At 70.2% G+C, this 22,814-nt stretch carries 19 protein-coding genes; 5 read left to right on the top strand and 14 right to left on the bottom strand.

Annotated elements, in window-relative coordinates; genetic code table 11:
- Positions 1-14: 14 nt before the first annotated feature.
- From RCP38_RS19880 to RCP38_RS19860, 5 genes are all read right to left on the bottom strand, one after another.
- Positions 15-524, bottom strand: a complete 510-nt coding sequence (locus RCP38_RS19880; protein WP_308474622.1) for a hypothetical protein — start codon at positions 522-524, stop codon at positions 15-17.
- 15 nt (positions 525-539) lie between these two features.
- Complete coding sequence (gene sigM, locus RCP38_RS19875) at positions 540-1,124, bottom strand: RNA polymerase sigma factor SigM (protein WP_308474620.1); 585 nt, start codon at positions 1,122-1,124, stop codon at positions 540-542.
- 68 nt (positions 1,125-1,192) lie between these two features.
- Entirely contained in the window at positions 1,193-4,564 is a 3,372-nt protein-coding gene (gene murJ, locus RCP38_RS19870; RefSeq protein ID WP_373692407.1) for a murein biosynthesis integral membrane protein MurJ, read from the bottom strand.
- On the bottom strand, positions 4,561-6,876 hold the full coding sequence (locus RCP38_RS19865) for a hypothetical protein (protein WP_308474619.1): 2,316 nt from the start codon (positions 6,874-6,876) through the stop codon (positions 4,561-4,563). The genes murJ and RCP38_RS19865 overlap by 4 nt, the downstream gene beginning before the upstream one ends.
- A gap of 62 nt (positions 6,877-6,938) precedes the next feature.
- Positions 6,939-7,703: an NUDIX hydrolase gene (locus RCP38_RS19860; RefSeq protein WP_308474618.1), complete on the bottom strand. Its 765-nt coding sequence runs from the start codon at positions 7,701-7,703 to the stop codon at positions 6,939-6,941.
- A gap of 120 nt (positions 7,704-7,823) precedes the next feature.
- Between RCP38_RS19860 and RCP38_RS19855 the strand changes: the two genes are divergently transcribed.
- From RCP38_RS19855 to RCP38_RS19845, 3 genes are all read left to right on the top strand, one after another.
- Positions 7,824-9,269, top strand: a complete 1,446-nt coding sequence (locus RCP38_RS19855) for a CCA tRNA nucleotidyltransferase (RefSeq protein WP_308474616.1) — start codon at positions 7,824-7,826, stop codon at positions 9,267-9,269.
- 25 nt (positions 9,270-9,294) lie between these two features.
- Entirely contained in the window at positions 9,295-9,825 is a 531-nt protein-coding gene (locus RCP38_RS19850) for a pullulanase (RefSeq protein WP_308474615.1), read from the top strand.
- Between the two features lie 305 nt (positions 9,826-10,130).
- Entirely contained in the window at positions 10,131-11,009 is an 879-nt protein-coding gene (locus RCP38_RS19845; protein WP_308474614.1) for a PE-PPE domain-containing protein, read from the top strand.
- Between the two features lie 4 nt (positions 11,010-11,013).
- Here RCP38_RS19845 and RCP38_RS19840 read toward each other — a convergent pair whose 3' ends face one another.
- Together RCP38_RS19840 and RCP38_RS19835 are read right to left on the bottom strand one after the other, a co-directional pair.
- Positions 11,014-11,787 (bottom strand): TIGR03084 family metal-binding protein, encoded by a 774-nt coding sequence (locus RCP38_RS19840; RefSeq protein ID WP_308474612.1) that lies wholly within the window; start codon positions 11,785-11,787, stop codon positions 11,014-11,016.
- Between the two features lie 5 nt (positions 11,788-11,792).
- Positions 11,793-13,034, bottom strand: coding sequence for an MFS transporter (locus RCP38_RS19835; RefSeq protein ID WP_308474611.1), 1,242 nt, complete (start codon positions 13,032-13,034; stop codon positions 11,793-11,795).
- Positions 13,035-13,209: 175 nt separating this feature from the next.
- Between RCP38_RS19835 and RCP38_RS19830 the strand changes: the two genes are divergently transcribed.
- Entirely contained in the window at positions 13,210-13,824 is a 615-nt protein-coding gene (locus tag RCP38_RS19830) for a YqgE/AlgH family protein (protein ID WP_308474609.1), read from the top strand.
- A 22-nt stretch (positions 13,825-13,846) separates the two neighbouring features.
- On the opposite strand, the gene RCP38_RS19825 is transcribed toward RCP38_RS19830, so the two are convergent.
- Positions 13,847-14,299, bottom strand: coding sequence for a hypothetical protein (locus RCP38_RS19825; RefSeq protein ID WP_308474608.1), 453 nt, complete (start codon positions 14,297-14,299; stop codon positions 13,847-13,849).
- Positions 14,300-14,323: 24 nt separating this feature from the next.
- The gene (locus RCP38_RS19820; RefSeq protein ID WP_308474607.1) at positions 14,324-15,196 is read right to left on the bottom strand and encodes an LpqN/LpqT family lipoprotein; all 873 of its coding nucleotides are present in this window, start codon (positions 15,194-15,196) and stop codon (positions 14,324-14,326) included.
- Between the two features lie 184 nt (positions 15,197-15,380).
- Here RCP38_RS19820 and leuS point away from each other — a divergent pair, with 184 nt between their 5' ends.
- Complete coding sequence (gene leuS / locus RCP38_RS19815; RefSeq protein ID WP_308474605.1) at positions 15,381-18,257, top strand: leucine--tRNA ligase; 2,877 nt, start codon at positions 15,381-15,383, stop codon at positions 18,255-18,257.
- Here the strand turns inward: leuS and RCP38_RS19810 are convergent.
- From RCP38_RS19810 to RCP38_RS19790, 5 genes are read right to left on the bottom strand one after another with little or no spacing between them, the layout of a single operon-like run.
- Complete coding sequence (locus RCP38_RS19810; protein WP_308474604.1) at positions 18,254-18,919, bottom strand: SDR family oxidoreductase; 666 nt, start codon at positions 18,917-18,919, stop codon at positions 18,254-18,256. The genes leuS and RCP38_RS19810 overlap by 4 nt on opposite strands.
- Positions 18,919-19,431, bottom strand: a complete 513-nt coding sequence (locus RCP38_RS19805) for a MarR family winged helix-turn-helix transcriptional regulator (protein WP_308474603.1) — start codon at positions 19,429-19,431, stop codon at positions 18,919-18,921. Before RCP38_RS19805 ends, RCP38_RS19810 begins: the two co-directional genes overlap by 1 nt.
- Positions 19,432-19,488: 57 nt before the next feature.
- Positions 19,489-20,235, bottom strand: a complete 747-nt coding sequence (locus tag RCP38_RS19800; protein ID WP_308474601.1) for an amino acid ABC transporter ATP-binding protein — start codon at positions 20,233-20,235, stop codon at positions 19,489-19,491.
- Positions 20,232-22,013: an ABC transporter substrate-binding protein/permease gene (locus tag RCP38_RS19795; protein ID WP_373692406.1), complete on the bottom strand. Its 1,782-nt coding sequence runs from the start codon at positions 22,011-22,013 to the stop codon at positions 20,232-20,234. The genes RCP38_RS19800 and RCP38_RS19795 overlap by 4 nt, the downstream gene beginning before the upstream one ends.
- Positions 21,995-22,792 carry an LLM class F420-dependent oxidoreductase gene (locus tag RCP38_RS19790; protein WP_308474600.1) on the bottom strand — a complete coding sequence of 266 codons (798 nt, stop codon included), beginning with the start codon at positions 22,790-22,792 and terminating at the stop codon, positions 21,995-21,997. The genes RCP38_RS19795 and RCP38_RS19790 overlap by 19 nt, the downstream gene beginning before the upstream one ends.
- Between the last annotated feature and the right edge of the window lie 22 nt (positions 22,793-22,814).

Here is a 22,814-nt window from a genome sequence, read left to right as displayed (position 1 = left end):
TCCCCACGGGGCCGTCACGGACGCCGGATCGCCGTGGTCGCCAGCAACCCGGTGTTCGCGGAACTGCAGTTGGCGGCCACCGCCAACACCGTCAGCAGGTCGGTCGAGGTGTCCGGGAGGACCAGCACGACCCCGCTGCGGCCGTTGATCGTGACTTCGCGGGCACCCAGGATGGGCGTCGCCGCCGGATACCCCAGACCGGTCAGGCAACCGATCCGTCGCCCGGGCTCGGTGAGCGGGCCGTATTCGGGCTCGCGGTCCAGCAGCTCCAGAATCTCCGGGTCGGAGAGCGGCAGGACCGTCGGCGGCTCCGACTCCACCGTGATCGCATCGAAGGATCGCGGACCGCTCGCGGTGTCGCCGGGCAAGCGGGACAGGCCGAAGGCGCCGACCGCCACCGCGATCAGGGCGGCGCCACCGCCGGTGTAGGCCGCGATCCGGTTGAACCGGGGCAGCGGCCGACTGGAATGGGCCGGCGGACCGCTCCGCGGCCGGGGGTTTCGCCCGCCGCCATCCGTTGGCATTCCGCCCCCTCGTCGTCAGGCGCAGTGGTGAACCCGGTGTGCGGGCTGCGCCGTCAAGGCTATCCGGCCGGGGTGCGGACGGCCGAGCAGGACGGCCAGCCGGGCACGACCGCGCGCACAGCGACTCTTGACGGTGCCCGGTGCGATCCCGAGTGCCAGGGCGGCGTCGGCGACCGAATATCCGTGCATGTCGACGGCCACCACCGCGGCGCGCTGACCGGCCGAGAGCCGCCGCAGCGCCGCGCGCACCACCAGCGCGGTCTCCACCTCGGCGGTGCGATCAGCCACCGCGGTGTGGGTGGGCAGCAGTTCGGTGTCGACAATCCTGTTGCGGCGCAACCGATCCAGGCAGGCGTTCACCACGATCCGGTGCAGCCAGCTGCCGACGGCCGCGTTGTAGCGGAACGACCCGGCGGTCCGGTGGGCCGACAGCATCGCCTCCTGCAGGGCGTCCTCGGCGTCCTCCCGACACCGGGTGGTGCGCCGGGCCAGTAGCAACAGCCTGCGGTGGTGACGACCGAACAACTCGCCGAAGGCATCGCGGTCACCGGCGACATGTGCGGCCAACAGTTCGGCGTCGCTGCGTTCCCGCTGTCCCATGGGCGGACAGTAACCACAACGGTTCTCGCCGGCACTTCACCCGACGGGCCACCTGTGTACAGCTTTGGTCAGGACGCGCCGGTGATGGTGATCTCGGAGATCTGGGTGCGGCTCTCGCCGCCGGTGTTGCCCATCGTGGAGATCCACACCAGCAGGTTCGACGTCGGCGCCGACGAGTCGGCGGTGATCTTGTTCGGACCGGGCTGCAGCGCCTTTGCCGGAGCCAGCAGCGTGGTGTCCTCCAGCCGGGTCGGCTTCGGCGTGGACGCCGAGCGCAGCTCGACCCGGGTTCCGGTGCTGGACACGTTGATTGAGACGGTACCGATCACCGTCGGCTTGGGCAGTTGCAGCATCAGCCCGACACCGTTCTTGAAGTTCGGGAAGGGCACCGGATCGGAGTAGGTGTCGGTTCCCCAGAAGGTGCTCGGGTCCCCGTCGATCGCCAGGCCGGCGTCCTGCGGCCGGTCCGCCTCGCCGCCGGGGGAGAAGACCGTCGCCTGTACCGGCTTGACCGTGCCGCCGGGACCGGTCGCGCCCGGCAGCGACGACGTCGTCGGATTGCTCAGGCCCAGCTCGGTCTTGTCGAATCCGTTGACGTCACCGAAGATTCGGTTCAGCACCGAGGCCAGCACCAGCAGCGCGATCAGGATCACCGCGCCACCGATGCCCAAACCGATCAGCACCCGGCGCCGTCGCTCCGCACGAGTCTCTTCGTCGGGAACCGTCGGCTCCCGCCGTGCCGCCGGAGGCGAGTCCTCCAGCGTCCCGATCAGTTCGGTCTGTTCATGCAGTGCGGTGGCCTGCTGAAGCAGATTGGACAGCGTCGACGCACCGCGGATACCGCCGTCGGGCTGAATCGCGTGGCTGGCGGCGGCGGCGATCTGGAACGGGATGTCGGGTTTGACGGCATCGGGCTTGACCGGATTCCCGGTCGAGTCGAGGTCCGCCGGTGCCAGCCCGCTGTCCCCGTCGCCGGGCAGCGGCCACCGGTTGACCAGCAGCGCGTACAGGGTGGCGCCGATGCCGCGGATGTCGTCTTCGGGCCGGGCGTCGGGCATGGTGGCGGGGAAGGCCAGGGTGACGTCGCCGTCGATACTGACCCGCACCCGGGCCGGATGGTCGATCGACAGCGCCACACCGTTGTGGTGCGCCGTCTCGGCGGCCGCGGCCAGGGACCGGATCGCCCGGGCGGCGCCGATCGGCGACGGCTCGGTACCGGCCACCTCCGGCAGGGACGCACCGCGGACCCATTCGGAGACCACCAGGCCACCGGCCCCGATCCGCACCACGTCGAGCACCCGGGCGATCCCGGGGAGGTCGATCTGGCTGAGTCGCTGCGTACGCGACAAGACGCCGGTCAACTGGTCGTCGGACATCGTCTGCTCGGGGTCGACGAACGTCAACGCCACCTGCCGACTCAGCGCGGTGTCCTGCGCCTGCCAGAACTGCAGCACGGCGGTGCGGCCGTGGCGCACCAACAACCGGTAACGGCCGCCCGCAATGGTCAGTCCCGGCGTCAGCAGGCCTTCGTCGGAGGCCGCCTCGGACTCGCGGGTCTCGGCGCCATCGGAAGGAATGTGAGCCACCTCAGCGCCTTTCGGTGTTCCGCCACCGGTATCGGGTCCCGGTGACGTCTGCCGGGCGGGGTCGTTCGACACCTCCCCGGCCGGTGTGGGCAAACGGTTCTGCTCAGCGTACGGGACGACCGGATCCGGAGAAGGCGGGTTGCCCAGGGTTGTTTCCGGGCGCGACGCGCCGAGGCGACGCCGGACCGCGGCGACGGCGGCGACGGCCTCGGGGACCTGTGCGCGCACCATCACCGCCGCGATGATCGGCAACATCACCAGCGTCAACACCAGCAGCCGCAGCATCGAACCGGCGGCACCGTGATCGGTCAGGCCACGCAGCCCCAGCACCCGGTCGAGGATCTCGGCGATCAGCCCGGCCAGCAGCGAAGCCGTCAGGGTGACCAGCACGGTGCGCACCACGTCGCGGCCGAGCAACCGGGTGCGGCCCGGCACGGTCGCCGGCCCACCGGTCGGCAGCAGGGTGCGCTGCAGCAGCACGTGACCGACGATCGCGCCGGCGAGGAAACCCACACCGTTGGCCAGGCCCAGGTAGGCGGCCACCAGGTCGGGATTCTCGGTGAGGTGCGGCGCCAGCAGCGAAGCGCCGATCTTCACCACGGTGATCACCACGATGATGGCGATCGGGATCCAGGGTTGCTCGCGCGCATAGAACACCCGGAGCTGCAGCAGCACCATCGCGTAGGGGATCAGCGTGAACGCCGACAGGGTGACCGCCGCACCCAGATATCCGGCATCGACGTTGCCGAAGTTGCCGTAGGCGAACAACGCACTGCCGATGGCCGGGCCCCCGACCGTCATCAGCGCCACGATCGGGATCAGCGTGATCATCATCAGCCGGGTGGCCAGCGACAGATCGGCCAGCACCGCGGGATCGTCGCCGGCGGCGGCATTGCGGCTCAACCGCGGCATCACCACCGTCAGCACGGTCACGCCGATCATCCCGAACGGGAGTTGCAGCAACAGCCAGGCGTAGTAGTAGATCGCCGGCCCGGAGGCCGCCGAGGTGGCGGCGATCTGATTGGTCACGACCAGCCCGATCTGGCTGATCAGCACGTAGAGCACCATCGCGGCGGCCATTGCGCCGAAACGCTTGAGCCGGTCGTCAATTCCCCACAGCGGACGCAGGCTGATCCGCTCCCGCCGGATCGCCACCAGCAGGACCGCCGTCTGGGCGACCACGCCCGCCGTGGTGCCCAGGCCCAGCACCAGCAGCTTGGCGTTGCCCATCCGTACCGGGTCCACCGACAGTTCGCCCGGCATCAGCAGATACAGCACCAGGGTGGCGATCGCGACCACGTTGTTGACCACCGGCGCCCAGGCCGGTGCCCCGAAGATGTTGCGGGTGTTCAGGATCGCCATGAACACCGAGGACAGCCCGTAGCAGATCACCTGTGGCAGCAGCAGATAGGCGAACGCGATGGTCAGCGGTTCGTTGACCTGCGGATCCCCGCCCAGCATCAATCGGACCAGCAACGGGGCCGCGGCCACCGAGAGCACCGTGGTGGCCAGCAGCAGCGCGGTGGCCAGCGTGATCAGCCGCCGGACGAAGGCCGCACCGCCGTCCGGGTCGTCGCGTTCGGCGCGGGCCAGCACCGGCACGAAGATCGCGGTGAACGTCGCCTCCAGCACCAGGGCGGCGATCTGGTTCGGCAGCTGGTTGGCCACCGAGAATGCGCTGGACAGGGCCGCACCCAGGATCGCGGCCAGCAGCACCACCCGGACGAACCCGGTGATCCGGCTGACCAGCGTCGCCAGCGCCATCCCCCAGGAGCGCGACACCACGGCGGCATCGGTCAGCTCGGGCCGGGCGGGCTGGGCGGGCTGGGCGGGCTGGGTGGACGGCGTGCTCACCGGTCGGCGCCTTCGTCGGCGGGTGGGAGCGCGTCCCCGACCGGGCGCGGGGCGTCCAGATCGGCGCGGTCGGGCTGACCGCGGAAGCGGTGCCAGAGCCGGCGGCCGGTCAGCACGGTGAGTGCGGCGGCGGCGGTCATCGTGATCAGGAACAGCACCATGCCGTAAGCGTTCGAATGCACCGACAGGCGCACCGACTCACCCAGCGGAAGGCCGCCGGGGGTCTGCAGCGCCGCATCGACGACGAAGTGCTGGTTGACCCGGACCTCGACCGGGACGCGCAGCGGCAGATAGCCCGGGGGCAGTTCCAGCTCCCCGACATCGGTGACGGTCATCCCGGGCGGGGCGTCGATGGTCAGTCGCACCCGGATCGGCACCGCCAGATCGTTGCGCAGGGCCAGCGGCAGCGGACTGTGCTCGGTGGCCAGCGTGTAGGAGTCGGCCGGGTGCACGATGGTCACCGCCCCGATCAGATCCGCGACCGTCGCGCCGATGACGGCCAGGCGTTGCGCCGCCAGCCCGTTGCGGACGTCGAGCGGCTCGGACTGGGTCAGCGCCCGCAGCATGCTCTCGGCGATCGGCGCGGTGTACTGACCGCCGGTCAACCGGGTGCGCGTATCGGTGGTCAGGGCGGACGTCAACGCCCACAGCCGCCCGGCGTCACCGGCCACCGCGTCGATGACCTCCGGGCCGAATCCGGCCGCCGGCTGTTGAATCGGCAGGGGATGCGGCGGTGCGGCGGTGACGGCGCGGGATTCGGCGATCACCGCGGTCAGCGGGCGGGGCACCGCCAGCCCGGACCGCAGGGCGGTGCCCAGGGTGGTCAGTATCGCCTGGGCGTCGTCGGCCCGGGGCTTCCAGTACGCCGGCGGCAGCAGGATCTCGTCGCGCACCGCACCGGGGCTCTCCGGCGATTCCAGGCTCCGCCACAACATGGAGCCGAGCGCATCCTGGCGGCGGGCGAGTGCGGAATCGTGGTTCAGGCGCACCGCCAGCGAACCGTCGAGATAACCGGGTGCCGTCGGGTCGGTGCCCAACGCCGCCAATGCCGCGCCGACCGCCGGGTCGTAGGGGGCGACCACCAGCCGCGGGGACAGCCGCCGCGGCGTCGGGTCCGCGGTGGCCGAGGCGCCGGTCATCGAATCCTGGGCCGAACAATCACCGGCGGTGACCACCACGGCGTCGCCCTGGGCGCCGATCAGGTCGGCGGCACCCGCGGTCAGCCGGCCTTCCCCCAGCAGGACCGCGCCGCGGACCGAGCTCACCCCGAGGATGCGGTCGACGATATCGGCGGGCTTGGTCAGCGCCATCTCGTTGAGCCGCGGGTCGCCGACCCGCGCCAGGGCGTCCAGATCCACCTGCGCGTAGGGCGTGGCGGTCACACAGGTGTGCTGCGCCAGCCGGCGCAATCGCTCCAGCCAGCCGGTGGCCGCCTGCCGGCCGGTGCCGGGGTGCGCGGCGGCGTCGTCGGGGGACTCGGCGACCACGTAGTCACCGGTCATCGCGTTCACCGTCACCAACAGATCCGGGTCCACCGCCAGGCACAGCGACCGGTTCAACGCGCCGGTGTCGTCCACCGCCGGACTGGTGGCGAATTCGGCCGCCGACAGCAGGGCCTCCAGGCGGCCACCCGGCGCCAGGGAACTCGCCAGGTCGTCGTCGATCAGCCGCACCGGCAGGGTGCCGCCGGGAGCCCCGGGGGTCAGCCGGGGCCGATCGGCCAGCGGCCACAGCATGGTGAGCCGAACCGGCTGCGAGGTGTCGGGTGACACGACCCCGGCGACGGGCTCGGCGGCAGGATCGGTGCGGGGCAGACCGGTCACCGGAAGCAGGAACCGGGCGTCGTCCAGGCGGGTCGGCTCACCGTAGTCCGGGGTGCCGTTGACGTTGACCAGCACCGGGTAGATCCCGGGCCGGTCGATGTTGAGAGCCGGCTCCCGGGCCGACCGCAGCGGCGCCGACACGGTGAAACGGGCTTCCTGACCGCGCTGGAGTTCGGTCGCCACCGTCTCGAAGGTGCCCACCGGGCGGAACTGGTCGTTGGTGCCGCTGAGGTTGGTCCGCAACCCCGCCGACGACGCGACCGCACCGGCGGACTCCAGGCGCACCATCACATCGCGGACCGGGCGGTCGCCGACGTTGCTGACCGTCCCGGCGACCGTGACGACCGGGACACTGGATGTCGTGACGATGTCCGGGGTCACCCGGTCGATACGGATCTGGACGAACGGCGCCGCGTCGGGTTCGCCCGTCCCGGGACGTGGTGCGGCACCACCGACGGCGGTGCCCAGAATCATCAGCAGGGCGGCCATCAGCGCCAGAGGGGCCGTGAAGCGCCTCGGCAGGCGACGTCCGCCGGTTCGTCGCGCGCGGGTCACGGGTCCAGCCCGCGACCGTTCTTCCGGTCCGGTGACTGCCCGCCGGTCCGAGTCCGGCGGGTCCGCGAATGGGTCTGGGGTCGGCGCCAGGGCGCGGTCACCGGCAGGGGCGGCAGTGCGGCCGGGCCGTCGGCCTGCAGCCGATCGATCAACTCGTCGGCGACCAGGGCCAGCCGGCGCTCGTCGGCATAAGCCAACCGGGACGGCAGCTCGCGGATCGGTACCCACGCCACCTCAGTGACCTCTACATCGTCGTCGCACAGCTCTCCGCTGGAGAACCGCATCAGGTAGTGGTGCACGGTCTTGTGCACCCGGCGGCCCTCGGTGACGAACCAGTAGTCGATGCTGCCCAGAGCGGCCAGCACGTCACCCTGGACGCCGGTCTCCTCGGCGACCTCCCGGATGGCGGTCTGTTCGGCGGTCTCACCGACCTCGATGTGTCCCTTCGGCAGCGACCACAGCATCCGGCCGCGCCGGTCCACCCGGCCGATCAGCGCCGCGACCTGCTCTTCCCGCGGCCCGTCGATGCCGTCGACGACCAATCCGCCGGCCGAGGTCTCGTGCACCGTGCGCAGCCGATCCGGGCCGTGCCGGACGCCGCGGGGCCGACGCTGGGCCGAGCGGGCCGGCGTTGCGGCAGTGCCGGGCGTGGCGTCGGTCGGGGTGGTTTCGGTGTGCCCGGTTTTCGGACCGGACGTGCGTCGACCACGACGCCGCCTGCGGCGCCGTCCCGAATTGGCTTCTCCGCCGTCGGCCGACACCCATGCGATAGTAGCTGGCACACGCGGGTTGACCGGCCTCCCTCGCCGGACTCCGCACATCGCCACGGCCCGCTTCGCCCGGCTTCGCCGCGCTTGCGACCACCGCTAAGCTCATCGAACGTGCCAGATGCCCACCACGACGACGCCGACCTGCTGACGGCGGCAGCCGTCGCACTCAACCGGCACGCCGACGTGCTGCGTGGCCTGGGCGAGATCTTCGCCGATGCCGGACAGCAGCTCTATCTGGTCGGCGGCTCGGTCCGCGACGCCCTGCTGGGCCGGTCGAGCCCGGATCTGGACTTCACCACCGACGCCCGGCCCGATCAGGTCCAGCGCATTCTGCGGGGACGAGCCGAGGCCATGTGGGACACCGGCATCGAGTTCGGCACCGTGGGTGCGGCGCTGGCCGGCCAGCGGGTGGAGATCACCACCTTCCGGGCCGACCAGTACGACCGGGTCACCCGCAACCCCGAAGTGCGGTTCGGCGATTCGCTCGAAGACGACCTGGTGCGCCGCGATTTCACCGCCAACGCCATGGCGGTCCGGATCACGCCGGCCGGGCCGGGGGAGTTCATCGACCCGCTCGGCGGCCTGGCGGCGTTGCGGACCCGGGTTCTCGACACTCCCACCGCGCCGCAGGACTCGTTCGGCGATGACCCGCTGCGGATGCTGCGGGCCGCCCGGTTCGTCTCCCAACTCGGCTTCACCGTGGCCCCCCGGGTGCGCGCCGCCATCGAGGACATGGCGCCGGAACTGGCCCGGATCACCGCCGAACGCGTGGCGGCCGAACTGGACAAACTGCTGCTGGGCGCCGACCCGGTCGCCGGCCTGGACCTGATGGTCGCAACCGGGATGGGCGATGTGGTGCTGCCCGAGGTCGGCGGTATGCGGATGGCGATCGACGAGCATCACCAGCACAAGGACGTCTACCAGCATTCGCTGACCGTGCTGCGCCAGGCCATCGACCTGGAGGACGGCGACGCCGACCTGGTGTTGCGCTGGGCGGCGCTGCTGCACGACATCGGCAAGCCGGCCACCCGCCGGCACGAGGCCCAGGGCGGGGTCAGCTTCCATCACCACGAGGTCGTGGGCGCGAAGATGGCCCGCAAGCGGATGCGCGAGCTGCGCTACTCCAAGCAGATGGTCGACGACGTCTCCCAACTGGTCTATCTGCATCTGCGGTTCCACGGATACGGCGACGGAAAGTGGACGGACTCCGCGGTGCGGCGCTACGTCACCGACGCGGGCCCGTTGCTGAACCGGCTGCACAAGCTGGTCCGGGCCGACTGCACCACCCGCAACAAGCGGCGTGCCGCACGGCTGCAGGCCAGCTACGACCAGCTCGAGGAGCGGATCGCGGTGTTGGCCGAGCAGGAAGACCTGCAGCGGGTGCGGCCGGATCTCGACGGCAACGAGATCATGGCGCTGCTCGGCATCTCCGCGGGTCCGCAGGTCGGCCGCGCCTGGAGTTATCTCAAGGAGCTGCGCCTGGAGCGGGGCCCGTTGTCCCGTGAAGAGGCGACCGCGGCATTGCTGTCGTGGTGGGAGACCCAGGGGAACCGATAGCGCCGGCCCCGCGTCTGAGCGGGGTATGGACTACTGCTTGGGCGACGGTGACGGCTCGGCGACGATGTGGACCGATCCGTTCGATGTGGATCTGGACGGCGACGGTCTGGCCGATGCGTTGAGTCTGGACTTCGACGGCGACGGGCTGCGCGACGACGCGCTGTTGGATCTCGACGGCGACGGCGTGGCCGACCACCTGCTGCTGGACTTCGATGCCGACCGCAATCCGGCGGCCTACTACACCGACGACGGCACCGGCACCTGGGGACACGGGATCGCGGCGAGCACGGCGGACCGTTCCGGCGGGCTGCGCTGGGCCGGCCTCGACGGGGTGGAGCACACCGGCGGGCCGTTGGTCGATTTCGCCGGCACCGGGCGCATCGCGGACCGATTGCTCGACGCCGACGGTGACGGGCGGGCCGACCGGGTGTTGATCGGCGACGGTGCGGGTGGCTACCGCACCGCCTACGTCGATACCGACGGTGACGGGCGGTGGGACGTCAAGCTCACCGACTCCGACGGTGACGGTGCCGCCGACGGCGCCACGGTGCTGTGAGAATCCGGTCGCCGATAAATGCCGTGTCGGGGGATTATTCGCCCTGCTCCGGGTGTCGAATAGGGCCGAAGTCCACGTCCGGAGACGCACAATCGTTCGATTTCGACCGGACTTGTCGACGCTTTGGTGGGAGGGTGGTCTGTGAACATCGAGCGTCGACTGCTTTGGTGAACGGTGTTGCCACGGAAACCGAAAGTGAACGCTCAGACGGATTTGGTTATGTACCGGCCCATAAATATGTAAAGATTCAGTGCCGATAAGGCGGCTTGTCATCGGCGTGACGTGCAAGGGGCTGGGAGGTACCCGTGAAGAAGACGAACGTGGGCGCGATGTTGTTGGCGCCGCTTCTTGTTGCGCCGATGGCGCTCGGATCGGCCGACTTTCCCGCCCAGGCGGCGGCCACCCAGCATATCGAGTACATGCTGACCGACCAGTCCCTGGTCATCATCCCGACGCAGAACCAGAACTACGCCGACCTGGCCGGGATGTACCTGACCGCGGCGGGGTTCCAAAACCCTGACGACGAGCCGATCGGGATCGTCAACATCCCCGAGTACATCCCGTTCAGCACCCTGGCCAACACCGTCGACATCGGTGTGAAGCAGTTGGTCGAGCAGGTCGTCGAACTGTGGGACGACGGAAACGGCTTCAACGGCGACGACCCGCTGTATCTCCTGGGCTACTCCCAGGGCGCGGTCGTGGTCTCCCTGGCCGAGCAGGAGTTCGTAAAGGCCGGCATCCCCCCCGAAGCACTGCATCTGGTGATGATCGGCGACAGCGCGTCGTCGCAGGGCGGCTGGCTGAACTCCTTCCTGACGTCGCTGGAGAGCTGGTTGCCGGAGTGGGTGGTGACCATGGTCCGGCAGAACCTGGTCAGCTGGGGGATCGCCCCGCCGGTGCTGGGGGCGACCACCCCCGACGGCCTGTACGCCACCGACGTCTGGTCACTGTCCGGGGACGGCTGGGCCAACTGGGACGGCGGCAAGGGCCTGGGCGGCATGTTCAACGACCACCTCTGGTACCTGGGCCTGTCGCAGGAAGACATCGATGGGGCAGAGGTCGTGAATCCCGACGCCGTCGGCACGTACGACACCGTCTACCACATGATCGACAGCGATTCGGTGAATGCATTTGAGGCGCTGTGGAATTCGTTCGTGATGGCGGTCGACTTCACCCAGTGGTGAGCCGTTAGCGCCCGGCGCCGGGTGGCCCCGCGAAGGCTTGGGCGATCTCCAGCCAGCGCTGGGCGTCCTCGCCGTGGGCCGTGACATCCAGATCCGCCAGTGCCCGCCGCTGGGTGACCAGGAAACAGAAGTCTTCGGCGCTACCGGTCACCCGCTGCGCGGCGGTCACCGGACCCCACGCCCAGACCCCGCCGCCGGGGGCGTGCAGTTCCACGTGAAACGGTTCCGCCGGCGGCGTCAGGTCATGCACGGTGAATGCGAAATCCCGGGTCCGCACCCCCAGGTGTGCGATCGAACGCAACCGCGCGCCGGCACGCCGGCGCACCCCCAGTGCGTCGGCCACATCAAGACCGTGCGCCCAGGTCTCCATTAATCGGGCGGTGGCCATCGAGGCCGCGCCCATCGGCGGACCGAACCACGGCAGCTTGCGGCCGTCGGCGACGCCGAGCAGGGCCTCGTGCAGTCCGGCCCGGGTGGACCGCCAATCGGCCAACAGTTCCGCGGGCGGCAGGCCGGCGAGCTCGGCGGCGGCCTCGTCGACGAAACCCGTCGGATTCTGCATCGCCGCGGCCTGCGCGTCGTCGAAGCCGGCCTCATCGACGATCGCGGTCAGCGACATCCGGTCCGTCCACAGCAGATGACCGATCTGGTGGGCGATCGACCAGCCCGGCGCCGGAGTGGGCGCCCCCCACTGGCTGTCGGTCAGGGGCGCCACCAGTGCGTCGAGTTCGTCGCTCTCGGCACTCAGGTCGGCGACGATCGATCCGATATCGGCCATGTCCGCTACCTTATGCCCGCCGGCTCGCCTTGCCGCCCGGCCAGCGCGTGGCCGGCCAATCCGGCCAGGTACAGCACCGCCGCCGCCACGATCAGGCCCGGAGCCTGCCCGTCGGCGGGCACCGTCGCCGCCGCGGCACCGACCGCGACGATGAACGACACCCAGAACACCGAGTCCTGAACCGCGAACACGTGGCCGCGCAGCGCGTCGTCGACGTCGACCTGCATGGCGGTGTCGGCGCAGAGTTTGACCACCTGCCCGGCCACGCCCAGCAGGAATCCGCAGGCCAGCAGCACCGGCAGATACAGGCCGATGGTGGCCAGCTGGATCAGTGCGCCCGCCGCCAGTGCACCGTTGGCGGTGGCGTAGCGCCCCCACCGCTGTACCGCCGGCGGTGTCAGCACGGTGGCCAGAAACGATCCCGCCCCGGCCGCGGCGACGAACAACGCGGTGGTTCCCAGGCCGGCCACCGAATGCTCACCGACGTGCCGCACCAGCACCAGCACCAGCAGGGTGTTGATCCCGAAGGCCATCCGGTGTGCGGCCAGCCCGGACAGCGTGGCGGCCACCGTGGGCCGGGTACGCACCGTCCGGATGCCGTGCAGCCAGCCGGTCGTCACCGCGTAGAGCACCGAGCCGTGGATGGCGCGTTTGGTGTCGTCGGGCCCCAGGACATGGGCGGGGAAGCGCAGCGAGAGCACCAGGGCCAACGCCACCGGCAGGGCGACCGCCGCGATGATCGAGGCCGCGCCCCGATCGTCGGCGCCCACCACCCAGCGCGGCACCAGCATGAAGTTGGCGCCCAGGAAGGCCGCCACCGCCCCGGTCGCACTGGCCACCGCGTTCATCGTCACCACCTGAGCGCGCGGGACCACGTGCGGCAGCGCCGCCGACAGCCCCGAGGCGATGAACCGGGTGAACCCGTTGGCGATCAGCGCCGCACACAACACCGGGAGATCGCCGGCGCCGTAGGCCAGCAGGGCCGCGATCCCCAGCACCAGCAGCAGTCGGGCGAGGTTGGCCACCACCAGCACCATGCGGCGGTCCCAGCGGTCCAGCAGGGCCCCGGCGAACGGGCCCAGCACCGAATACGGCAGAAACAACACGGTGAACGCCCCCGCGATCGCCCACGGCGACGCGGCCCGGTCGGGGTTGAACAACAGCGCGCCGGCCAGCCCGGCCTGGAACAGTCCGTCGCCGAATTGGCTGGCGGCCCGCAACTCCAGCAGGCGGCGGAACTCGGTCATCGCGCGCACAGCCCGCCACAGCGATGCAGGTACGCGAGCGTCCACCACTGAACCTCTTCCAGCCTCGGGCGGCGGTGCGGCACCGGCCCCAGACCAGGGTACAAATCTTCCGGGATTGCCCCGACGTTCGGCACAGGCCGGGACGGATGGGTTCGGTGGGTGCCATGATGGGAACGTGGCCCAACCCGAAGAACCCGAGGACGCCGAACAGTTCGTCGCGCCGGCCGCGCACCGGGTACGGGCCGGCACGCTGTTGTTGGCCAACACCGATCTGCTCGAACCCACGTTCCGGCGCACGGTGATCTATGTCGTCGAACACAACGACGGCGGCACGTTGGGTGTGGTGCTCAACCGTCCCAGCGAGACCGCCGTCTACAACGTGCTGCCGCAGTGGGCCGATCTGGCCGCCAAACCCAAGACGATGTTCATCGGGGGCCCGGTGAAACGCGATGCCGCGCTCTGCGTGGGCTTGCTCCGGGTCGGCACGGAAGCCCACGGCGTGCCCGGACTGCGGCACATCGACGGGCGCATGGTGATGGTCGATCTGGACGCCGAACCCGACGCCATCTCACCGCACGTGGAAGCCGTCCGGATCTTCGCCGGTTACGCCGGCTGGACCATCGGCCAGCTCGAAGGGGAGATCGAGCGCGACGACTGGATCGTGCTGTCGGCGCTGCCCTCGGATGTGATGGTGCCGCCGCGGGTCGACCTGTGGGGCCGGGCGCTGCGCCGTCAGCCCTGGCCGACGTCGCTGCTGGCCACCCACCCGATCGACATCAGCCGCAACTGACGCCGCGACGGCCCCCGGTGTCTTAGCCGCAGCCGCAACCGCTGCCGCACCCGGAGGCAGGCTCCGGCGGCGGCGCGGTGTCCCCGCAACCGCAACCCGCCCCGCAGCCCGCCTCGGCCACCGGCGCGGCGTCCCCGCAACCGCAGGCCTGCCCGCAGCAGCCGCCGGCCGGGGCCGCCGCCGCTTGAGCGGAGAGCCGGGCGGCGTAACGGGCACCCTGCCAGGCACCGGCCGCCAGGGTGCCCAGCGCCCCGGTGATCGAGATGATCAGCGCCAGCAGTGCCACCGAGCCGGGCTGGGTCAAGACCAGCACACCGCCGGCCGCCAGGATCACGCCGACGGCGATCTGGGCCGGGGCCACCGCGCGCAACACCAGTTGTTCCGGGTCACCGGTGAGCGGCCGCACCAGGGTGCGCACGCCGAACCCCAACGACACCACCGCTGCAACCAGGCACAAGACACCCATGATCTGCATGGGCTTCACAATACGAGCGCGCGGTCAGTCGGTGGTACCCACCTGGTGCTGGATTCGCGCCGAGGCCGGCGGCAACGGCGGCGCGGGCGGGGCCGGCGGGGTCGGCGGCTGCGGGCCCACCCCGGGTACTTCGACCCGGAAGCCGTTGATGATGCCGTCGGTGGCCGGCGCGTTGCCGATCGCCCGACCGGCCCCGGTGGTGACGGTCAACGAGACCAGGTAGGCGGAGTCGGAGGTCGGGACGATCACATGCCGGCGGGAGGTGTTCAGCGTCATGTCGGCATCGCGGTAGGTCCCTTCGATCACCGCCGACGGGAACCCGTTGAAATCGTTGAGCGACGCGTTGGTGGTCTGCCAGGCCATCTCGTTCTGACTGTCGACGAATCCGTGGGTGATGGCCTCGCGGGGATCGAACTGTCCGACCAGGCGGTAGACCACGACCTGCGCGTTGGGGGTGTACAGCGACCCGCTGCGGCGATCGGCGATCACCGCGAACGCGTCGGGGACGTTGGGGTCGGGCACGTGGGTCCAGCCCCTGGGCATCGGCAGGGTGATGTTGAACGCGGTGAAGCCCGCCGCCTGCTGCGGTTCCAACTGCACCTTCTTGGCCGCGAAGTAGTCCCGCAGGGTGCCCGACGTCGCCGGCAGCGCCGCGCTCGGGGGAGCCGGGGCGTCGGCGGCCCGCGGGAGGGGAGCGGGCAGTGGTGCCATGGGGCGCGGCGCCGCGGGCAGCGGCGCGGTGACCGGCACCGCCGCGGCCTGGGCGGCCGGCCCGTACGGGTTCGTCGGTCCGGGGACCGACGGGTCGGCGGCCGCGGTGGGTATCGCGCCCAGGCCCGCTGCCGCGATGGCGGCGCAGCTCGCCACGAGCTGCCATCGACGCACGGTGTTCGTCATCTCCAGAGGTCCTTCCAGGACTGGCCGAGCGGCGCTGAGCGGCCGTGGATTGACGGTATCCAGCAGGTGAGGCGCCCCGCTAGCGCTGCAACCGACCTGGAACGAAGCCCTCATCGAGCCGCAATCCAACCGATACCAAGCTGTGGCGAGCGGACCCGCTCAGCGCGCCCTTTACCCTGTTGAGGTGAACGAAGCCCCGACCACCCAGGCATCCGGCGACACCGCACCCCGGCATCGCTACACCGCGACGCTCGCCGGGCGCATCGAAGGCGCTTGGCAGGACCACTGGGAGCAGGCGGGCACGTTCGACGTCGCCAACCCGGTCGGCTCGTTGGCACCCACGGACGGCTCGACGGTGCCCGCGGACAAGGTGTTCGTCCAGGACATGTTCCCCTACCCGTCCGGCGACGGCCTGCATGTCGGGCACCCGCTGGGCTATATCGCCACCGACGTCTACGCGCGCTACTTCCGGATGACCGGCCACAATGTGCTGCACGCGTTGGGTTTCGACGCGTTCGGTCTGCCCGCCGAGCAGTACGCGGTGCAGACCGGCACCCACCCGCGGATCCGCACCGAGGCCAATATCGAGAACTTCCGCCGGCAACTGCGTCGGCTCGGTCTCGGACACGACCGCCGCCGGAGCTTCTCCACCACCGACGTCGACTTCTACACCTGGACCCAGTGGATCTTCCTGCAGATCTACAACGCCTGGTTCGACACCACCGCGCAGCGGGCGCGCCCGATCGCGGACCTGATCGCCGAACTCGACGCCGGAACCCGCACCCTCGAGGACGGCCGGGACTGGTCGGCGCTGTCGGCCGGTGAACGCGCCGACGTCATCGACGGCTACCGACTGGTCTACCGCTCCGATTCGATGGTCAACTGGTGCCCCGGGCTGGGCACCGTGCTCGCCAACGAGGAGGTCACCGCCGACGGCCGCAGCGACCGCGGCAACTTCCCGGTGTTCCGGAAGCGGTTGCGGCAGTGGATGATGCGCATCACCGCCTACTCGGATCGCCTGCTCGACGACCTCGACGTGCTGGACTGGCCGGAGAAGGTCAAGACCATGCAGCGCAACTGGATCGGGCGTTCCACCGGTGCGGCGGCGCTGTTCGCCGCGACCACCACCGACGGTGCCGACGCCGACATCGAGGTGTTCACCACCCGCCCCGACACGCTGTTCGGCGCCAGCTACCTGGTGCTGGCACCCGAGCACGAGCTGGTCGACCGGCTGACCGTCGACGCGTGGCCGGCCGGAGTCGACCCCCGTTGGACGTTCGGCGCGGCCAGTCCCGCCGCGGCGGTCGCCGACTACCGCAAGGCGATCGCGGCGAAATCCGACCTGGAACGCCAGGAGAACAAAGCCAAAACCGGTGTGTTCCTGGGCAGTTACGCCACCAACCCGGCGAACGGGCAGCAGGTGCCGATCTTCATCGCCGACTACGTGCTGGCCGGCTACGGCACCGGCGCGATCATGGCGGTGCCCGGCCACGACCAGCGGGACTGGGAGTTCGCCGCGGAATTCGGGCTTCCCGTCGTGGAAGTCATCGCCGGTGGCGACATTTCGGAGTCCGCCTATGCCGGCGACGGCACCCTGGTCAACTCCGGCCCGCTGGACGGCATGAGCGTCGGCGATGCCAAGGAGGCCATGACACGTCGGCTGGAGGCCGAGGGCCGCGGCTGGGCGCGCATCGAATACAAGTTGCGGGACTGGCTTTTCGCCCGGCAACGGTACTGGGGCGAACCCTTCCCGATCGTCTACGACGCCGACGGGCGCGCGCACGCGCTGGACTCGGCCGCGCTGCCGGTCGAACTGCCCGAGGTGCAGGACTACTCGCCGGTGCTGTTCGATCCCGACGACGCGGACAGTGAGCCGTCGCCGCCGCTGGCCAAGGCCACCGACTGGGTGCACGTCGAACTGGATCTCGGCGACGGCCTGAAGTCCTACACCCGCGACACCAACGTCATGCCGCAATGGGCCGGAAGTTCCTGGTACGAACTGCGTTACACCGACCCGCACAACAGCGAACGGTTCTGCGCCCCGGAGAACGAGGCGTACTGGATGGGCCCGCGGCCTGCCGAGCACGGGCCCGACGATCCCGGCGGGGTGGATCTCTACGTCGGCGGCGTCGAACACGCGGTGCTGCACCTGCTGTACTCCCGGTTCTGGCACAAGGTGCTCTACGACCTCGGGCACGTCAGTTCCCGCGAGCCGTACCGCCGCCTGGTCAACCAGGGCTACATCCAGGCCGCCGCCTACACCGACGCCCGCGGCTCGTATGTGCCCGCGGCAGACGTCGTGGAACGGGACGGGAAGTTCTACCTCCCGGGCTCCGACGGCGAGATCGAGGTCTTCGCCGAATACGGCAAAATGGGTAAGAGCCTGAAGAATTCGGTGTCACCGGACGAGATCTGCGAAACCTACGGCGCGGACACCCTGCGGGTCTACGAGATGTCGATGGGCCCGCTGGAGATGTCGCGGCCATGGGCCACCAAGGACGTCGTCGGCGCCCACCGCTTCCTGCAGCGGGTCTGGCGACTGGTCGTCGACGAGGAGACCGGCGACACCCGGGTCCTCGACGACGAACCGGACACCGAGACGCTGCGCCTCCTGCACCGCACCATCGTCGGGGTATCGGAAGACTATGCTGCACTGCGCAACAACACCGCCGCCGCCAAGTTGATCGAGTACACCAACCACCTGACCAAGCAGCACCGCGACGGGGCTCCGCGGGCGGCCGTCGAACCATTGGCCCTGATGATCGCACCGCTGGCACCGCACCTCGCGGAGGAACTGTGGCGGCGGCTGGGCCACCAGACCTCACTGGCGCACGGACCCTTCCCGGTGGCCGACCCGGCCTACCTGGTCACCGACACCGTGGAGTACCCGGTCCAGGTCAACGGCAAGAAGCGGGGACTGGTGACGGTGGCCGCCGACGCCGACTCCGATGCCATCAAGGCGGCGGCGCTGGCCGACGAGAAGGTGCAGGCGTTCCTGGCCGGTGCCGAGCCGAAGAAGGTGATCGTGGTTCCCGGCCGGCTGGTGAACCTGGTGATCTAGCGCGGCCGGAGCACCAGTTCGTGCAGGTGCGCGTCGGCCGGTGTGCGGACGGCGTGGGCCACCGCTTCGGCGACGGTCTCGGCACGCAGGAAGCGGGCCGGGTCGTACTCGCCGCCCTCGTAGGCGACCAGGTCCCGTTGCATCTCGGTGTCGACCCGGCCGGGATAGACCGTGGTGACGCGCAGTGTCGGCTCGTCGGCACGCAGCGAGTCCGCAAACGCCCGCAGCGCGAACTTACTGGCCGAATACGACGCCATGCCGGGTGAAACCTTCTGCCCGGCACCGGAGTTGATGAAGACCACCTGTCCGCGGGCGGCCCGCAACGCGGGCAGCAGTGCCAGCGTCAGTGCGACCGCGCCGAAAACGTTCACTTCGAAGGTGGCCCGCCACTCCTCGAGGTAGGACTCCCCGGTGGCGCCGGGCAGCATCACCCCGGCGTTGTGCACCAGCACGTCGAGTTCGTCGACGATCTCGGTGGCCGCCTCGATCCCGTCGGTGTCGGACAGATCCATCGGCCAGGTGGTGGCGCCCAACTCCTCGGCCACCGCATCCAGGCGTGCGGTCGGCCGACCGGCCAACAGCAGGGTGTGGGTGGGCGCCAGCGCCGCCGCTATCGCCGAACCGATCCCGCCGCCGGCGCCGGTGATCAACGCGGTCGGCATCAGGGGCAATCCGCGGCGCAGTCGGTGTCTTCGGCCGAGCGGGTCTCGACCGCGTCGCAGGTGGCCAGCCGCTCCAGCGGTTCCAGCGCCCGGGTCAGGGTGTCCAGATCCTCCGGGCTGAGTTTGCTCAGCATGGCCGCCAGCGCCGAATGCCGGTTGGCCAGTGATTCGCGATGGCTGGCCAACCCCTCCGGGGTGATGTCGACCAGGACGGCCCGCAGATCCGACGGATCGCGGCTGCGCTTGACCAGACCGATCTTCTCCAGGCGCCGGATCGCCACGGTGGTGGTGGGCGTGCGGACCCGCTCGTGGGCGGCCAATTCCGTCATCCGGATGGGGCCCCGGTCCAGCAGCGTGATCAGGATCGACAACTGCGCCAGCGTCAGCTCGCCGGTGGGTGTGCCCTGATTGATGTCACCGCGTCGCAAGATCGAGAAGAGTTTGGACAGCGAACGGTGCAAGCCTTCCGCGATCGCCGTCACCTGCGGCGTATCGTCTGTGCCCTCCGTCATAGTTCGCCAGTCTAACCGGTGGTCCCGACTAGGGGTGATGGGTCGGCAAACCGGCTATCACAACACCTGGGACAGGAACTTCTGCAGCCGCTCGGTCTCCGCGCCGGCGAAGATCCGATCGGGTGGTCCGGACTCCACCACCCGGCCGCGATCCATGAACACCACGGTGTCCGACGCCGACCGGGCGAAGCCCATCTCATGGGTGACCACCACCATCGTCATGCCGTCGGCGCCGAGCTCGGCGATCAACGCCAGAATCCCCTTCACCAACTCCGGGTCCAGTGCCGACGTCGCCTCGTCGAAGAGCATCACCTGCGGCTGCATCGCCAACGCCCGGGCGATCGCGACCCGCTGCTGCTGGCCGCCGGAGAGCGCCGACGGCCGCGCCGACGCCTTGTTGCGCAGGCCGACCCGGTCCAGCAGGCCCAGCGCGAGTTCGCGGGCGGCGTCCGGTGACATCCCCCGCAGCTTGCGCGGGGCCAGCGTGACGTTGTCCAGGACACTGCGGTGCGGGAAGAGGTTGAAATGCTGGAACACCATGCCGATCCGCTGGCGCAGCTCGTCGGGGTCGTCGGCCAGCACCGACCGGCCGCCCAGCAGGACGTCACCGGCGTCGGGTTCGTGCAGCCGGTTCAGCGTGCGCAGCATGGTCGACTTTCCCGAGCCCGACGGACCGATCACCGCGGCGGTGGTGCCCGCCGGAACATCGAGATCGACCCCGCGCAACACCCGATGCTTGCCGAAGGACAATTCGATTCCCTTGGCCGCCAACGAGACCGGGTCACGGGATGCGGGGGCCGTCACGTCATCTCCTGGCTCGAGATCGCCGGATTCAGTTCGATCGGATCATCGGGGTCGGCCGGCCGGCCACGGCGCAGGCGGTGATCGACGACGTTCACCAGATGCGTCAGGGGAATGGTCAAAGACAGATAGAGCAGGCCCGCCGCGACCAGTGGGGACAGGCTGCCGGTCTGGGCGTTGAAGTCACGGCCCACCTGGAACAGCTCCCGCTGCCCGGCGACCAGTCCCAGGAAGTACAGCAGCGCCGACGCCTTCAGCAACGCGATGAACTGATTGACCAACGCCGGCAGCACCCGCCGGATGCCCTGCGGGATCACCACCAGCCGCATCGCGGCCGGGTAGCCGAAACCCAGCGCCCGTGACGCCTCCAGCTGGCCGGCCTCCACGCTCTGGATACCCGAGCGCAGGATCTCCCCGATGTAGGCCGCCGCGGTCAGGCCCAGCGCGGCGATCCCCAGTGGGTAGGGATTGTTGTGGGTCAGGCCCCCCACCAGCGGCCCCACCGCCAGCCCGATCAGCAAGATGATCAGCACCTCGGGCAGGCCCCGGAAGACGTCGGTGTAGACCCGGGCCGGCCAGCGCAGCCAGCGACTGCGGGAGAGCCCCGCCACCGCCAGCCCCAGGCCGGCCACCAAGCCGATCGCGCCGCCGCTCAACGTCAGCAACACGGTATTGGGCAGGCCGGTCCTCAGCAGGTCCGGCAGGGCCTCACGGTACAGCTGCCAGTCGAAGAAGGAGTCGCGCAGTTGCGCCAGAGTGGATTTGGGCGCATACGCGTCCGATTCGGCGCGGTGATGCCGGGCGGCGATCGCGGCGAAGTCCGGCAGGTGCGGGGTGGCCGCCGATTTGGAGCCCGGTTGCCAGTCCGGCGGCAGCGGTCGCGGCACCCAGTCGGTGAACAGCTTCGGCCAGGTGCCGTCGGCGATGACGGCGTCCAGCCCGGCGTTCAGCGCCGAGATCAGCGCCTGATTGCCCTTGGCCACGGCGTAGGCCTCGAAGCCGGCCGGACTGAACGTGTAGCCGACGATCTGTGCGGGGTCATCGGGTTTCAGCAGTTTCAGCGCGGTCAGCGACGGCGCCACCCAGGCGTCCACCTGACGGCTCTTCAAGCTGGCGTACAGCGTGATCGAATCCGGGAAACGCACCGGTTCCAGCCCCAGGTTGTCGACGGCGTAGGCGTCTTCGACGGTGCCCTGCACCACCGCGACACGGCTACCCGCCGCCAGGCCGTCGAACCCGGTGATCCCCGAACCGGCCGGGACCACCAGGGCCATGTAGCCGAAGTCGTAGCCGTTGGTGAAGCCGACGGTGCGGCGGCGCTCGTCGGTGGCGTTGATCGACGCCGAGCCGACGTCGAAGCGCCCCGACTCCACCTGGGCCAGCAGGCCGAAGAAGTCGGTGCCGATGAACTGCACGCGCAGGCCCAGCTTCGCGGCGATCGCGCGCAGCAGTTCGTTGTCGAAGCCGCTGTAGCGGCCCCGCGCGGTGATGCAGTTCGTCGGGGGACTCTCGGTGAGGGTGCCGACGGTCAGTACCCCGGGCGTGGCCAGGCCGAGCCGGGTCACGTCGATCGAAGTCAGCGGCACCACCCCGGCAGTGGTGTATTTGTCCTCCCGGGGCCGCTTGGCGTTGGCCAGCTTCCCCGGCAATGCGACCGCGGCCTCCTGCCCGGGCGGCGCACACAGATCGGGAGCCGCGCCGGCGGACGGGAGCGCCGCCAGGGCGCCCACCATCCACCAGGTGGCGAAGAACGCCGCCAGCCTTACCGCTGGTCGCGCCATCGGCACAGTGCCTCGGCGGCGGTCAGGTCGTAATCGGGGCCGCTGGCGCCGATGGTCAGCAGGCGTACCCCGAGGTCGGTCAGCGTGTCGGCTTCGGCCAGCAGTTCGGCGACGGTGCCGCGGGTCTGGTCGCCGCCCAGGGCCGCGGAGTGCTCGATGCCGCCCGGGTCGCGGCCCACCGCGGCGCAGTGCTCGGCGAGCACCGCGGCCTTGTGCGGGTAGCTGTCGGCGTCGGCGAAGCTGTGCCACATGTCGGCGTGCTCGGCGACCAGTCGCAGCGTCTTGCGTTCCCCGGCGCCCCCGATGAGCAGGGGCATGTCCCGGGTGGGTGGTGGGTTGAGTTGGGCCAGGCGGCTTTTGATACGCGGCAGGGCACCCGCCAGGTCGTCGAGCCGGCTGCCGGCGGTGCCGAACTCGTAGCCGTATTCGCGGTAGTCCCGGTGCTTCCAGCCCGAACCGATGCCCAGGATCAGCCGGCCGTCGCCGATGTGGTCGACGGTGCGTGCCATGTCGGCGAGCAGTTCGGGGTTGCGGTAGGAGTTGCACGACACCAGCGCGCCGATCTCGATCCGCGAGGTCTGCTCGGCCCAGGCGGCCAGCATGGTCCAGCACTCGAAGTGGGTGCCGTCGCGGTCACCGTAGAGCGGGAAGAAGTGGTCCCAGTTGAAGGCGATGTCGACGCCGATGTCCTCACAGCGCCGGACCGCGTCGCGGATCGCGCCGTAGTGCGTTGCGTGCTGGGGCTGCAGTTGAACGGCGATCCGGATCCGGTGGCCCATCCGGCCACTTTAACCCCGGAAA

Source organism: Mycolicibacter sp. MU0083, assembly GCF_963378075.1.
GTDB lineage: Bacteria > Actinomycetota > Actinomycetes > Mycobacteriales > Mycobacteriaceae > Mycobacterium > Mycobacterium kokjensenii.
Note: the sequence above shows the minus strand (reverse complement) of the source record. Positions and strands in the feature narration are given on the sequence as shown.